Origin of the sequence: Bradyrhizobium sp., from assembly GCF_035935975.1 — a bacterium.
Lineage (GTDB): Bacteria > Pseudomonadota > Alphaproteobacteria > Rhizobiales > Xanthobacteraceae > Bradyrhizobium.
Window position 1 is genome coordinate 121875 of sequence record NZ_DASYWN010000030.1, and the last position, 12853, is coordinate 134727.

Sequence of the window (12853 nt, forward strand, 5' to 3'; positions counted from 1 at the left end):
GTGGATGGGTTATCAGTTGGATGCCCGAATGCACCGTTCAACGAAAGATTTCAACGGTGGGAGGTGATCTTGAACGATCTCCCACACAATCCCCACGTCTGTTGCATGATAGGCGTGGCGTAAGTGGTTGCCGAAATCGACCATTCTTTGCCAGTCGATCTCCGGCGCGTCCTTCTTGATCGTGTCAGTCAAGCGCCGGGCGGCTTCACAGATGATTTCAAGATAGCGTTCTGTCGCCATGCGTCGCATCTTGTCCGCAGTGAAGAGGTCGAAGTTGTAGCCTGCGAGCAACGCCTCGATCTCGACGATCGCTTCAAGAATGTCCCGCAACCGGTCTTCCGCGGTCGGCGGCATCTAGAACACCTCGACCAGATCGTCCGCGATCCGTTCGGCAATGCGGGGCTTCAGCAGGTTTCGCATTGAAATTTGTGTCGTGAGACCCACCTCGTCCTCGATCAGACGCAAGACTTTGAAGAAATCGAAACGAGGTGTCTCCTCGCGCGAGGTCGTTTCGACGAGAACATCCAGGTCGCTGTCGGGCCGCGCGTCACCGCGGGCTCGCGATCCAAAGATGTATAGCCGCTTCACGCCCGCAGCCCTCAAGGCGGGAGCAAGCTCTCGGAGCTTCCCGACAAGGGTTTGGAGCGGAACGTCTGCGACATCGGCCATGGCTGAATATTAGCACAGAGCAGTCGCCTGGCCCAGCGCGGCCAACTCGGCTGCCTGCGGCGGGGCAGGCGAGGGCCGCCCGCCCGATATCACCGGGGCGTTGCCGCCGCCGTTTGCGCCGGTTTCACCTTGCGCCAGACCCAGATCATCACCGGCCAGAGCAGTGCGCCGATCGCCATGGCGGCGAGGATGGCGGCGACCGGACGCTCGAAAAACGGCAGGATGCTGCCGTCGGACTTGATCAGCGAGGTCACGAAAGCCTGCTCGACCATGGTGCCCATGACGATTCCGAGCACCATCGCGGCGACGGGATAGCCGTTGGCTTCCATGACATAGCCGATCACGCCGAAGGCGGCGACGGTGACGACGCCGAACATGTTGTTGCCGATCGCGAACGAGCCGACCGCGCAGCACAGCATGATGATCGGCATCACGGTGGAGCGCGGCGCCAGCAGGATGTAGGCGGCGACGCGGATCATGGCGATGCCGAGCGGGATCATCAGAATGTTCGCGATGATGAACATCAGATAGATCGCGTACATGCTCGACGCCTTCTCGGTGAACAGCGTCGGGCCGGGGTTGAGGCCCTTCATGTAGAGCACGCCGATCGCGATCGCGGCGATGGTGTCGCCGGGGATGCCGAACAGCAGCGAGGGCACCCAGCCGGAGGCGATGCTGGCATTGTTGCTGGCGCCGGCCTCGACCAAGCCCTCGACATGGCCGGTGCCGAACTTTTCCTTCTCCTTGGAGAAGCGTTTCGACATCGCGTAGGAGACCCAGGCGGCCATGTCGGCGCCGGCGCCGGGCAGCACGCCGATGATGATGCCGACGATGTTCCCGCGCGTCATCTGCCAGTGATACTTCTTCGTCAGCAGCCATTGGCCGGCCATGATGCTTCCGAACTTGCGCCGGGGCAGCGGCGGCGGCTCCGGCGTCAGCATCGCGCGCATCACCTGCGCCACCGCGAACACGCCGACCAGCGCCGGGATCGGTTCGATGCCGCCGAACAGATCCGTCATGCCGAAGGTGAAGCGCGGCACGCCGCCGGGATTCTCGATGCCGATGCAGGAGACGAGCAGGCCGAGGAACATGCCGGCGATCGCCTTCACCGGTGAGGAGCGCGCGACCAGCGTGGCGCACATCAGGCCGAGCAGCGCCAGCCAGAAATATTCGAAGGTCGAGAACGACAGCGCGATCTCGGCGAGCGGCGGCGCCAAAATCATCAGCGACAGCACGCCGGCAATGCCACCGACGGCGGAGAACCAGACGCCGGCACCCAGCGCGAGCTCGGCCTGGCCCTTGCGCGTCATCGCATAGGCCTCGTCCGCATAGGCGGCGGAGGCGGGCGTGCCGGGAATGCGCAACAGCGCGCCGGGAATGTCGCCGGAGAAGATCGCCATCGAGGACGCCGCCACGATGGTCGCGATCGCCGCGATCGGCGACAAATAGAAGGTGACGGGGACGAGCAGGGCGGTCGCCATCGTCGCCGACAGGCCCGGCAGCGAGCCGATCACGAGGCCGTACACGGAAGCCGCAAACATCGCGATAATGACCTCCCAGGTGGAGATCAGCGCAAAGGCTTCGAGCAGGGTTTTCAGCATGGGATTACCAGGGCGTCGGCAACAGGCCGGCGGGCAGCGGCACGCGCAGCAACTTGCCGAAGATGAGGTGGATGGCGAAGGGCGACAGCGCTGCGAGCGGCAGCGCCAGCTTCCACTTCGCGCCGAGTGCGGTCGAGGTGACGTAGACCATGATCGCCGCGGTGATGATGAAGCCGAGCCGGTCGGCGGCGAACACGTAGAACAGCAGCAGCGCCGGCGGCAGCAGTGCGCGCAGGCCGTAGAGCCTGCCCTGCGGCGGCGGAGCAGCGGCGGCCTGGCCGTCCTCGAGCGGGACCAGCTCTTCCTCCTCCTCGAAGGAATGGCCGATGCCGAACACGATCGCGAGCCCGCATAGCGCAAGGCCCGTGCCGATCACCAGCGGAAACACGTTGGGGCCGACCGGCTGCCCCGGCACCGGCGGCAGGATGTAGCCGCCATAGGCGGCGGCCGCGCCGAGCACGACGAGAAACGATCCCGTGACGGAGTCGGGAAGACGCATGGGAGGAGTCCTATGAGTGTCCTTCTCCCTCGCCCCGCGTGCGGGGAGAGGCGATCAGAGCATCGCCGGAGCGGATCACGCCTTGCTCAAACCGGCGGCCTTCATCGCTTCGCCCATCTGGGCGTCGCCCTTGTCCATGAAGCCGGCGAAGTAACCGGCATCGCCCCACACCGTGCCGAAGCCGCGGTTGCCCATGAAGTCCTTGAACTCGGCGGAGTCGTACACCTTCTTCAGCGCCGCGGTGAGCTTGGTTGCGATCTCCGGCGGCAGGTTCTTCGGCGCGCCGATGCCGCGCCAGGCGCCGGTGGCGTAGTCGATGCCCATCGCCTCCTTCAGCGTCGGCACGTCCTTGAAGATCGGGTTGCGCGCCGGCGCCATGATGGCGAGGCTCCTGGCTTTGCCGGCTTCGATGATGGCGCGCGCTTCCGGCACCGAGCAGGTGGTGAGGTCGAGGCCGCCGGCAGCGAGATCCTGCATCGCGGGCGCCGCACCGTTCGACGGCACCCAGGCGACCTGGTTGGCGGGCAGGCCCATCGCCTGCATCCAGCCGACCAGCGCGAGGTGCCAGATGCCGCCCTGGCCGGTGCCGGAGGCCTTGAACTTGCCGGGAGGCGCCGCCTTGATCGCTTCGGCGAGCTCCTTCACCGTTTTGTAGGGCGAGGAGGAGGAGACCTGGATGCCCGGCGGATCCTCGTTCATCAGCGCCAGCGGGGTGTAGCTTCGCGGGGTCAGCTCGGTCAGGCCCTGCCAGTGCATCATCGAGATTTCGACCGTGAGCATGCCGATGGTGTAGCCGTCGGGCTGGGCGGTCGCGATCGCGCTGTGGCCGACCACGCCGGAGCCGCCGGTCCGGTTGACCACGTTGAAGGGCTGGCCGAGATCCTTTTCCAGCAGGGCTGCGACAATGCGCGCAGTCGCGTCGGTGCCGCCACCGGCGCCCCAGGGCACGATCACGGTGACCGGGCGCGCCGGATAGGCCTGCGCGCGCGCGGGCGTGAGGCCGAATGCGGTGGATGCGGCAAGCGCAGCGGAAGAAGCCGCAAAAGTGCGGCGCGAAATCCTGGACATCAATGCCTCCCAGCGGCGCCCGTGACACCGGGCGCTCTTGTCAATGGCGGCATTCTAGTCGGCTTTGCGAGCCGGCTGCAAGGTAGCGCTACCAGCACACTGTGAGCAACATGTCGCTGCTCAAATCATCATCACTGCGGCTCTTCCGCATCGCCCTTCGGCCGTGCGCCGCCGAAGATGCGCGCGCCCTCGGCCGTGAGGTAAGGCTTCAGCGTCTCCCACGGCACGAATGCGACATATTCGCCTTCGGCGTAGGGGCCGACCGCGTAGGGCGGATAATGGAAGGTGAGCCCGGAACTCTTGCCTGCCTCGGTTGACGGGGCGAGCGTCACCGCGCCGATCTTGAGCAGGCTCGGCTCGACGCTCTTGAACCATTCGTCGGTCGCGGTCTCGCTGGTGTCGCGCTTCTTCTTCTCGACCTTGAGCGAGGCGATGATGGCATTCACCATCACCTTCATGGTCGGCCCCTTGTCGGCGGTCTCCGTGAAGAACGGACGGATCGAGATGCGCTTGCTCTCGGTCTTGTCCCACAGGACCGTGTTCACGTCCGAATTCGGATGGGCGCCATGGGTGTCCATGTAGTCGTTGCGGAGAACGCTGACGTAGCGGTCGGCGACGACCGAGCGGATCGTATATTTGCGCTCGAAATCCCAGCCGCCGTTCTTGAAGAATTGTGGGTCCTCCTTGCGCGAGGCCGCAGCCTCGGCCGCGTTCTTGTCGAGCCACTTCTTGCCCTCGGCGAGGCAGTCCGCCGCCAGCGCGGCATCGCCCTTGATCTTGTCGTCGAGGAAGATCCGGGCGTCGATGCTCTTGGTCTTGACGGTCGCGTCAGGCTTGGGGTCAGCGGCGAGGGCCGAGATCAAGCACGTTGCGTTAAGCGCCACAGCGACGCTCAAACCGATCATGAACTTCAAGGGAGTGCTCCTTACGTGAGCGTCAGAATATTTCGAGGATGTCGTCTGCGATCTGCTGCGCAGAGTGGGGGGAGGCGGAGCGCCGGACGGTCGCCTGCGCCTGCAAGCCGGTCGCATCCTCGATGATCTGCTCGACATCGATCAGGTTAAGCAGCGAGAAAGAGGCCTCCGGTTCGACCTCGACCAGGACATCGATATCGCTGTCCGGGCGATAGTCATCGCGGGCGCGGGAGCCGAAGATTGCAAGCTTGGACACGCCCTTGCCTTTGATGGCATCGGCGTTCTCGCGTATCGCAGCGATGATTTCGTCACGTGTCATGGACACAACCTGGCCGGTTACCCCGCCAGTGTATCATTTACTCCGCCGCCTCGCTATGCCCGAGCCGGGCGTTCAGCTTGCGGATCAGCTCCTCGGCCGCATCCGCGATGACGGTGCCGGGCGGGAAGATGGCTTCGGCGCCGGCCGCGTAGAGCGCATCGTAATCCTGCGGCGGCACCACGCCGCCGACGATGATCATGATGTCCTCGCGGCCCTGCTTCTTCAGCGCGGCCTTCAGCTCCGGCACCGCGGTGAGGTGGGCAGCGGCGAGCGAGGAGACGCCGAGGATGTGCACGTCGTTCTCGACCGCCTGCCGGGCTGCCTCGTCGGCGGTGGCGAACAGCGGCCCGATGTCGACGTCGAAGCCGATATCGGCAAACGCGGACGCGATCACCTTCTGGCCGCGGTCGTGGCCGTCCTGGCCGATCTTTGCGACCAGGATGCGCGGGCGGCGGCCTTCCGCCTCCTCGAACGCGTCGATCAGCGTTTGAACCTTCTCGACCTGGTTGCCCATGCTGGACGCCTCCCGCTTGTAGACGCCGGTGATGGATTTGATCTCGGCACGGTGGCGGCCGAACACTTTCTCCATTGCGTCGGAGATTTCGCCGACGGTCGCCTTGGCGCGCGCGGCGTCGATCGCGAGCGCGAGCAGATTGCCGTTGCCTTCGCCGGCCGAGCGTGTCAGCGCGGCGAGCGCGGCGTCGACGTCCTTCTGATTGCGCTCGGATTTGAGCCGCGTCAGCTTGTCGATCTGCAGGCGCCGGACATTTGTGTTGTCGACCTTTAAAATGTCGATGGGGGTCTCGTCGGTCGGCTTGTACTTGTTGACGCCGATCACCGCCTGCTTGCCGGCATCGATGCGGGCCTGGGTCTTGGCCGACGCCTCCTCGATGCGCAGCTTGGGCACGCCGGCCTCGATCGCCTTGGCCATGCCGCCGAGCTCCTCGACCTCCTGGATGTGGCCCCACGCCTTCGCGGCGAGGTCGCGCGTCAGGCGCTCGACATAATAGGAGCCGCCCCAGGGATCGATGATGCGGGTGGTGCCGCTCTCCTGCTGCAGGAAGAGCTGGGTGTTGCGGGCGATGCGCGCCGAGAAATCGGTCGGTAGTGCCAGCGCCTCGTCGAGTGCGTTGGTGTGCAGCGACTGGGTGTGGCCCTGGGTGGCCGCCATCGCCTCCACGGTCGTGCGCATCACGTTGTTGAAGACATCCTGCGCGGTCAGCGACCAGCCGGAGGTCTGGCTGTGCGTGCGCAGCGACAGCGAGCGCGGGTCCCTCGGGTTGAACGGCTTCAGCAGCTTGGCCCAGAGCAGGCGCGCGGCCCGCAGCTTGGCGACTTCCATGAAGAAGTTCATGCCGATCGCCCAGAAGAACGACAGGCGCGGCGCGAAGCGGTCGACGTCGAGACCGGCGGCAAGACCGGCACGCAGATATTCGACGCCGTCGGCGAGCGTATAGGCAAGCTCGAGGTCCTGCGTCGCACCGGCTTCCTGCATGTGATAGCCGGAGATCGAGATCGAATTGTATTTTGGCATCTTCTGCGAGGTATAGGCGAAGATGTCCGAGATGATCCGCATCGAGGGTGCTGGCGGATAGATATAGGTGTTGCGCACCATAAACTCTTTCAGAATGTCGTTCTGAATGGTGCCCGACAGCTTCTCCGGCGCCACGCCCTGTTCGCCCGCCGCGGCGACATAGAGCGCGAGGATCGGCAGCACCGCGCCGTTCATGGTCATGGACACGCTCATCTGGTCGAGCGGAATCCCTGCGAACAGCGTGCGCATGTCGTAGATGGAATCGATCGCCACGCCGGCCATGCCGACGTCGCCGCCGACGCGCGGATGATCAGAGTCATAGCCACGATGGGTGGCGAGGTCGAAGGCGACCGAGAGGCCCTTTTGTCCGGCCGCCAAGTTGCGGCGGTAGAACGCGTTGGAGTCTTCCGCCGTGGAGAAGCCGGCATATTGCCGGACGGTCCATGGCTGATTGACATACATGGTCGGGTAGGGGCCGCGCAGATAGGGCGCGATGCCCGGATAGGTCTCGAGGAAGTCGAGTCCAGCGAGATCGGCCTCGCCATAGGCGGGCTTCACCAGAATGCCCTCGGGCGTCAGCCACGGTTCGGCGCTGCCTGACGGCGCGGCGGTGGCGGCGCGCGCGAAGGCGACATCGGCGAAATTGGGAATGCGGGTCATGGTTTCAACCATATCATAGGCGCTCAATCATGGTCCGGATGCTGATGGCTGACGATGGTCGCCATCTTCTCCGGCCCGTAATTCTGTGTCGTGGTCTGGCTCGGCAGATTGGAGATGCCGACCACCCAGCCGAGGCGGGATTCAGTTCCGTATTGCCGCGTCGGCACCAGCCGGTCGGGCCGGTCGAAGGCGCCGGTCATGATCTCGATCCGCTCGCCGTCGATGCGGCCAAAGCTCAGCGGCGTGCCGCAGGCGGCGCAATAGCCGCGGTCGGCGACCGTCGAGGAGCGGAAGAACGACGGCTTGCCCTTGGTCCATGCGAAGTCGGTCCGGTTGATGTCGGCAAAGGAGGCGAACGGCGCGCCGCTCGCCTTCTGGCACATCCGGCAATGGCAGATCGAAACCCGATTCGGGGCGGCCGAAATCGCAAAGCGCACCGCGCCGCATTGGCAGCCGCCGGTGAGAACGAGTTTGCTGGCCTCGGTCATGCGCGCTCCATCCGAAGATAGGCGTCCTGCAGCGTCGCAAGTGCATCGCCACCGGCGAAGACGAAGCCCGTGACGCCGGCGGCCCGCAGGGCTGCCTCGGCTTCCCCGGGCCGGCCTGCCAGATAGATATGTCGGCCGCCCGCGCTTTGCAGGGCCTTCGCCGTGGCTTCGGCGTGTTCCGCATAGACCTTGTCGCTGGAACAAAGGCAGGCAAGCTCCGCGCCGGAAGCCTTGAAGGCCGCGGCGAGCTTGGCCGGATCGGCAAAGCCCTCGCTATCGACGGCCTGGATGCCGCCGGCCTCGAAGAAGCTTTTTGCAAACGTCGCGCGCGCCGTGAAATCGGCGGGCGTGCCGAGATTGGCCAGGAACACTTTGGGCCGCGCGCCGCGCGCCTTCAGGGCCGCATCGGATTTGTCGCGCAGCGCTTCGAACGGTTCCGCCAGCCGGATCGGCGGCAGCGGATCGAACTTGTACTTCTGCTCGCCGTACGGCGCGAGCGCGACCGGCGTCGCCTTCAGCACCGCCGTCTCGCTTTCATGCAGGTTCGGAAACTCGCTGGCGCCGGTCAGCACATCGCGGCGCTTGGCGATGTTGGCATCGCGCGCCTTTCGCGCGGCGGCGACCTTGCTCTGGAATAGACCCTGCTGAAGCGCGGCAAAGGCGCCGCCGGCTTTCTCGCTCTCCTGGAACAGCGCCCAGGCGGCGTCGCAAAGCTGCGCGGTCAGCGTCTCGATGCCACCGGCGCCTGCTGCGGGATCACTGACCTTGGCGAGGTTGCTTTCTTCCAGCAGCAGAAGCTGCGTGTTGCGCGCCACGCGCCGCGCGAACGGATCGGGCAGCCCGAGCGCCAGCGTATGCGGCAGCACGGTGATTGCGTTGGCGCCGGCAAGGCCGGCCGCGAATGTCGCGATGGTCGCGCGCAGCATGTTCACGTAAGGGTCGCGCTGCGTCAGCATGCGCCAGGCCGTATCGGCGGCGATGAACAGCGGCTTCGGCGTGAGGCCACACGCCGTCTCGATGCGCGCCCACAAAAGCCGCAGCGCGCGGAATTTGGCCATGGTCAGGAACTGGTCGGCATCCGCAGAGAGCCGCGCATAGACCATGCCTTGCGCCTGCTCCAGCGGAATGCCGGCACCTTCGATCGCACGGAGATAGGCAACGCCGCAGGCGAGCACGAAGGCAAGCTCCTGCACCTCGGAGCCGCCGGCATCGTGAATCACGCGTCCGTCGGCGGACGCGAACGGCCCCTTGAAGCCGAGCCCGGCGAGGCCCTTGATCGCGCCGGTGACGGCGGGAACGATCTCGTCCCAGGTATAAGGACTGTGGCCCCACACCGCGCCGGCCGCGAGCGGATCGAGGCCGAAGCGGATGTTGCAGGCGGCGGGATCGAGGCCGTTGCTTTTGACATATTCCGCGACATGGATCGCGGCCATCCGCGATTGCGGACCGATGTCGAGCTCGATGCCGATGCCGGCGTCGAGATGAATGTCCTTCAAGAGCTTTGCGACCGCCTCGGCCGAGGGTTCCAGGCCGAAGCCGCGAGCGCTATTGGCGCCGGCGAATACCAGCGAAAGTCCCGTCGCGCCGTTTTCGAGATCCGTCAGCGCCTGCGCGTTCGCCACGGCCGCATCAGGGTGGTCGATCCGCTGCACGATCTGCCACGGCGCGGAAGCGGACCGTCCCACCACCGGCGCAGCACCCTTGGCGCGCGGATAGAGCGGCTCGATCTTGATGCCGTCATAGGTCTTGCCGACCAGCTTCTCGAACGGCGCGCCCTTGAGCACGCCATCGACCAGCTTGCGCCAGTCGTCGACGCTCGCTTTGGGAAAATCGGCCGCCAGCGGCAGATCGTCAGTCACGGAGGTCATACGGCCAAGGGCTCCCAAACGGCTTGTTATTCGCAGGCGAAATTGCCACGGCGGACCGTCCCTGCAAACGGTTGTTTTTGGTTAACCGGTATCCGGAAGCCGCTCAATGCCTTGCGTCGAGACGCTGGCCAGCCCGTCACGCACATGAATGCCAGCGATGACGCGATCCGGCGCGATTTCCGCCAGCGGCACCAGCACGAAAGCACGCTCGAACAGGCGCGGATGCGGCAGGGTCAGGTCCGGCTTCTGCAGGGACACATTGTCATAGGCGATCATGTCGAGATCGAGCGTACGCGGACCCCAGCGCCGCTCCTTGTCCCGCGTGCGGCCGAATTTCTGCTCGACCTTCTGCATCACGAACAGCAGCGCGTGCGGATCGAGGTCGGTCTCGATCTCGACGCAGGCATTGATGAAGGGATCCTGGTCCTCGTCGCCCCAAGGCGGCGTCGCATAGTCCGAGGAGCGCGCGATCACCGCGGCTTGCGCCATGCCGCAAATATGGGCGATCGCCTTGCGGAATGTCGCGCGGACATCGCCGACATTGCCGCCGAGTGCGATCAGCACGCTCGCCATGTCAAGGATGCCGCGAGCGCGTCAGCATGATGCCGACGTCGTCGAAGATCGCGGCGATCGGCGCGTGCGGCTTGTGCACGGTGATCTTCACGGCACGGATGCGCGGGAAGTGCGACAGGATGGCATCGGCGACCGCGCCGGCCGCGCCCTCCAGCAGCTTGTAATTGGTGTTCTTGAACGCCGCCGTCGTGGTCGCCACGACTTCGGCGTAGGACACCGTATCGGCGAGCCGGTCGCTGCGCGCGGGCTCCGACAAATCGGTGTAGAGCTCGAGGTCGATGACAAAGCGCTGGCCGACTTCGGTTTCGTGATCCATCACGCCATGGCGGGCGTGGATCGACAGGCCGGTCACGAAAATCGTATCGGTCATTGCTTGCTCTCGATTGCGTTGGCGACCCGCAGGGCCTGCAAGGTCTCGGCGACGTCGTGGGTGCGGATGATCCTGGCGCCTTTCTGCGCGGCGATCAGATGCGCGGCGATCGAGCCGGCGAGCCGCTCCGATGGCTCCGACGGCGACACCGAGGCGATGAAGCGTTTTCGCGAGGCACCGACCAGGATCGGCAGGCCGAACACGTCGAGCTCGCCGAGCCGTGCCAGTGCGGTCATGCTCTGCTCAGCCGTCTTGCCGAAGCCGATGCCGGGATCGAGCACGATCCTGTCGCGTGCGATGCCGGCCTTCGCGGCGATATCCAGCGAGCGCAGGAAGAATGCCTTCATGTCCACGACGATGTCGATGGCGGGATCGACGCTGTCGCGGTTGTGCATGACGATGACGGGGACGCCTTTCGCCGCGACCAGCGGCGCCATGTCGGCGTCGCGCTGCAGGCCCCAGACGTCGTTGGCGATCGCTACGCCCTGGTCGAGCGCGAAGGCCACCACCTCTGCCTTCATGCTGTCGATCGACACCGGCACGCCGAGCGCGACGACGCCCGCCAGCACCGGTTTCAGCCGGGCGACCTCGTCCTCGGCCGTGACGGCCTTGGCGCCGGTGTAGGGACGGGTGGATTCGGCGCCGATGTCGATGATGTCGACGCCGGCCTCGATCATCGCCCGCGCCCGCTTCAGCGCCTGCTCGGGCGCAATGAACTGGCCGCCGTCGGAAAAGGAGTCCGGGGTGACGTTGAGCACGCCCATCACCGCCGGGATCGGTCGTTCCAGCAGTGTTCGCAGCGCATCTGGCCCGGCCGAGCCGGCCGGCGGGACGGATGGGGAGGGCGAGGCATTCATGGCGCTCGCTTTGCGCGGTCGGGAAGGGGGAGTCAAGACGGGACGTTATCTTCGTAGCCCGGATGGAGCGCAGCGAAATCCGGGTTTCGTGCCATGCGGGCGGTCGTGCGATGCGGATGGTCCTGCCCCGGATTGCGCTGCGCTCCATCCGGGCTACAAGCGCTGCTCTCTGACCGTCACCCTGAGGTGGCCGCTTCTTCAGCGGCCCTCGAAGGGCGACGGCCCGGCTCTATCAGCGTGGCCGCTCATCCTTCGAGGCTCCCCGTGCGACGCTATGCGTCGCACGTCTCGCACCTCCAGCGACAACCGCTTCGCGGTTGCGCGGGGATGACGGAGAGAGCAAGTGGACTAATACGTAATCTTCGGCGACAGCTTCTTGGCCTTGGCGATGATGTCGCCGACCGACTTCTCGGACGGAAGGATACGGAGCAGCTTCTTCTTCTCGTTGGCGTCCCGCATGCTCTGGGCGAGCCTTGCCGGATTCCGATAAGCGAGCTCGCGCACGGTGGTGACGCCGGCGGCGCGGACGAGGCCGACTTTGGCGCGGCCCATGCCGGGGATGCGCATGTAGTCGGAGACGTTGGCCCATTCCAGCAGCTGCTGCTCGCTGATGCCGGTCTTGGCGGACAGCGCCTTGCGGCCCTTCACGGTCGAGGCCGCTTCGAGCAACGCGTCGGTCGTGCGGATTCCCTGCGCCTTCAACTTATTGGCGGCAAAGGCCGACAGGCCCTCAATCTCGGAGATCGGATATGTCATGATACTCGATGTGAAATGCGAAAGGCTTCAAGCGAACTGGCTGAGGCCTGGAGTCCCCGCAATGATCTTCCCCATCTGATCCGCTCCGATTTTGTCTCGGCCGAAGCGGAAAAGTTCACGGGCAATCGTCTGAATGTCGGACATGCCGAGGCCCAGGCCCATCAGGCGCGTGCCGACCGCCATCAGCCCGCCGCCCATCAGCCGCGACAGTCCGCCGCCGCTCTTGGACGCCTCGATGGCCGCTTCGGCGCCGGGAATCTGATCGATCAGAGCCTGGACGGTATCGGATGGACCCTCATTGCGAAGGAAGCCCAGGATAATGCCGACGGTCTTTTCGGCGACAGCACTATCTATGCTGGCGTTCGCCGCCAGCCTTCCGATCAGCTCGTCCATATGGCCTGCCCCTCAGCCGGTTCACATGCCGGAGTATTGTTTTCGAAAATGATCTTGATCCGGTGTGATGTGAAATACAAGCGATGAACGCGAACAACGTTCCGATTCATTCCCGAACGCGCAAAAAGTGTTGCAGCGATGCAAGAGCGGAGATGGAATCGGCAGAAAATTGCCGCGGTGCGAACGCATCGTTCCTACTTTCGGCGGATGCGAGTCCGGATGTTTCCGACAATGTCGCATGCCGAGGCCGCGTCGAACGGTTTTAATCGACGCGCGACATGCGT

At 65.2% G+C, this 12853-nt stretch carries 15 protein-coding genes; all 15 read right to left on the minus strand.

What is annotated here, in order from left to right; genetic code table 11:
• Positions 1-12 precede the first annotated feature (12 nt).
• Entirely contained in the window at positions 13-354 is a 342-nt protein-coding gene (locus VGR99_RS16455; RefSeq protein ID WP_326899645.1) for a DUF86 domain-containing protein, read from the minus strand.
• Positions 355-669 (minus strand): nucleotidyltransferase family protein, encoded by a 315-nt coding sequence (locus VGR99_RS16460; RefSeq protein WP_326899646.1) that lies wholly within the window; start codon positions 667-669, stop codon positions 355-357. It abuts the gene before it with no gap.
• An 89-nt stretch (positions 670-758) separates the two neighbouring features.
• A complete protein-coding gene (locus VGR99_RS16465; protein WP_326899647.1) occupies positions 759-2270 on the minus strand; it encodes a tripartite tricarboxylate transporter permease in 1512 nt (503 codons plus the stop codon).
• Positions 2271-2274: 4 nt separating this feature from the next.
• Positions 2275-2769 (minus strand): tripartite tricarboxylate transporter TctB family protein, encoded by a 495-nt coding sequence (locus VGR99_RS16470; RefSeq protein ID WP_326899648.1) that lies wholly within the window; start codon positions 2767-2769, stop codon positions 2275-2277.
• 75 nt (positions 2770-2844) lie between these two features.
• Positions 2845-3837 (minus strand): tripartite tricarboxylate transporter substrate binding protein, encoded by a 993-nt coding sequence (locus tag VGR99_RS16475; protein ID WP_326899649.1) that lies wholly within the window; start codon positions 3835-3837, stop codon positions 2845-2847.
• Positions 3838-3968: 131 nt separating this feature from the next.
• On the minus strand, positions 3969-4742 hold the full coding sequence (locus tag VGR99_RS16480; protein WP_326899780.1) for an RsiV family protein: 774 nt from the start codon (positions 4740-4742) through the stop codon (positions 3969-3971).
• 31 nt (positions 4743-4773) lie between these two features.
• The gene (locus tag VGR99_RS16485; RefSeq protein ID WP_326899650.1) at positions 4774-5070 is read right to left on the minus strand and encodes a nucleotidyltransferase family protein; all 297 of its coding nucleotides are present in this window, start codon (positions 5068-5070) and stop codon (positions 4774-4776) included.
• 37 nt (positions 5071-5107) lie between these two features.
• Entirely contained in the window at positions 5108-7264 is a 2157-nt protein-coding gene (scpA, locus tag VGR99_RS16490) for a methylmalonyl-CoA mutase (RefSeq protein ID WP_326899651.1), read from the minus strand.
• Between the two features lie 23 nt (positions 7265-7287).
• Positions 7288-7752, minus strand: coding sequence for a GFA family protein (locus VGR99_RS16495; RefSeq protein WP_326899652.1), 465 nt, complete (start codon positions 7750-7752; stop codon positions 7288-7290).
• Positions 7749-9620: a methylmalonyl-CoA mutase family protein gene (locus VGR99_RS16500; protein WP_326899653.1), complete on the minus strand. Its 1872-nt coding sequence runs from the start codon at positions 9618-9620 to the stop codon at positions 7749-7751. The genes VGR99_RS16495 and VGR99_RS16500 overlap by 4 nt, the downstream gene beginning before the upstream one ends.
• Positions 9621-9701: 81 nt before the next feature.
• A complete protein-coding gene (folK, locus tag VGR99_RS16505; RefSeq protein ID WP_326899654.1) occupies positions 9702-10193 on the minus strand; it encodes a 2-amino-4-hydroxy-6-hydroxymethyldihydropteridine diphosphokinase in 492 nt (163 codons plus the stop codon).
• A gap of 1 nt (position 10194) precedes the next feature.
• Complete coding sequence (gene folB, locus VGR99_RS16510) at positions 10195-10563, minus strand: dihydroneopterin aldolase (protein WP_326899655.1); 369 nt, start codon at positions 10561-10563, stop codon at positions 10195-10197.
• Positions 10560-11420 carry a dihydropteroate synthase gene (gene folP / locus VGR99_RS16515; RefSeq protein ID WP_326899656.1) on the minus strand — a complete coding sequence of 287 codons (861 nt, stop codon included), beginning with the start codon at positions 11418-11420 and terminating at the stop codon, positions 10560-10562. The genes folB and folP overlap by 4 nt, the downstream gene beginning before the upstream one ends.
• A gap of 348 nt (positions 11421-11768) precedes the next feature.
• Positions 11769-12176: a DUF4332 domain-containing protein gene (locus VGR99_RS16520; protein ID WP_326899657.1), complete on the minus strand. Its 408-nt coding sequence runs from the start codon at positions 12174-12176 to the stop codon at positions 11769-11771.
• A gap of 27 nt (positions 12177-12203) precedes the next feature.
• Positions 12204-12569: a DUF2267 domain-containing protein gene (locus tag VGR99_RS16525; protein ID WP_326899658.1), complete on the minus strand. Its 366-nt coding sequence runs from the start codon at positions 12567-12569 to the stop codon at positions 12204-12206.
• Between the last annotated feature and the right edge of the window lie 284 nt (positions 12570-12853).

Excerpts from the sequence above, each read along its gene's own strand:
- scpA (WP_326899651.1), bottom strand. The coding sequence starts at position 7,264 with ATGACCCGCATTCCCAATTTCGCCGATGTCGCCTTCGCGCGCGCCGCC.
- VGR99_RS16470 (WP_326899648.1), bottom strand. The coding sequence starts at position 2,769 with ATGCGTCTTCCCGACTCCGTCACGGGATCGTTTCTCGTCGTGCTCGGC.
- folK (WP_326899654.1), bottom strand. The coding sequence starts at position 10,193 with ATGGCGAGCGTGCTGATCGCACTCGGCGGCAATGTCGGCGATGTCCGC.
- VGR99_RS16485 (WP_326899650.1), bottom strand. The coding sequence starts at position 5,070 with ATGACACGTGACGAAATCATCGCTGCGATACGCGAGAACGCCGATGCC.
- folP (WP_326899656.1), bottom strand. The coding sequence starts at position 11,420 with ATGAATGCCTCGCCCTCCCCATCCGTCCCGCCGGCCGGCTCGGCCGGG.
- VGR99_RS16500 (WP_326899653.1), bottom strand. The coding sequence starts at position 9,620 with ATGACCTCCGTGACTGACGATCTGCCGCTGGCGGCCGATTTTCCCAAA.
- folB (WP_326899655.1), bottom strand. The coding sequence starts at position 10,563 with ATGACCGATACGATTTTCGTGACCGGCCTGTCGATCCACGCCCGCCAT.
- VGR99_RS16520 (WP_326899657.1), bottom strand. The coding sequence starts at position 12,176 with ATGACATATCCGATCTCCGAGATTGAGGGCCTGTCGGCCTTTGCCGCC.
- VGR99_RS16460 (WP_326899646.1), bottom strand. The coding sequence starts at position 669 with ATGGCCGATGTCGCAGACGTTCCGCTCCAAACCCTTGTCGGGAAGCTC.
- VGR99_RS16475 (WP_326899649.1), bottom strand. The coding sequence starts at position 3,837 with ATGTCCAGGATTTCGCGCCGCACTTTTGCGGCTTCTTCCGCTGCGCTT.
- VGR99_RS16480 (WP_326899780.1), bottom strand. The coding sequence starts at position 4,742 with ATGATCGGTTTGAGCGTCGCTGTGGCGCTTAACGCAACGTGCTTGATC.
- VGR99_RS16495 (WP_326899652.1), bottom strand. The coding sequence starts at position 7,752 with ATGACCGAGGCCAGCAAACTCGTTCTCACCGGCGGCTGCCAATGCGGC.
- VGR99_RS16525 (WP_326899658.1), bottom strand. The coding sequence starts at position 12,569 with ATGGACGAGCTGATCGGAAGGCTGGCGGCGAACGCCAGCATAGATAGT.
- VGR99_RS16455 (WP_326899645.1), bottom strand. The coding sequence starts at position 354 with ATGCCGCCGACCGCGGAAGACCGGTTGCGGGACATTCTTGAAGCGATC.
- VGR99_RS16465 (WP_326899647.1), bottom strand. The coding sequence starts at position 2,270 with ATGCTGAAAACCCTGCTCGAAGCCTTTGCGCTGATCTCCACCTGGGAG.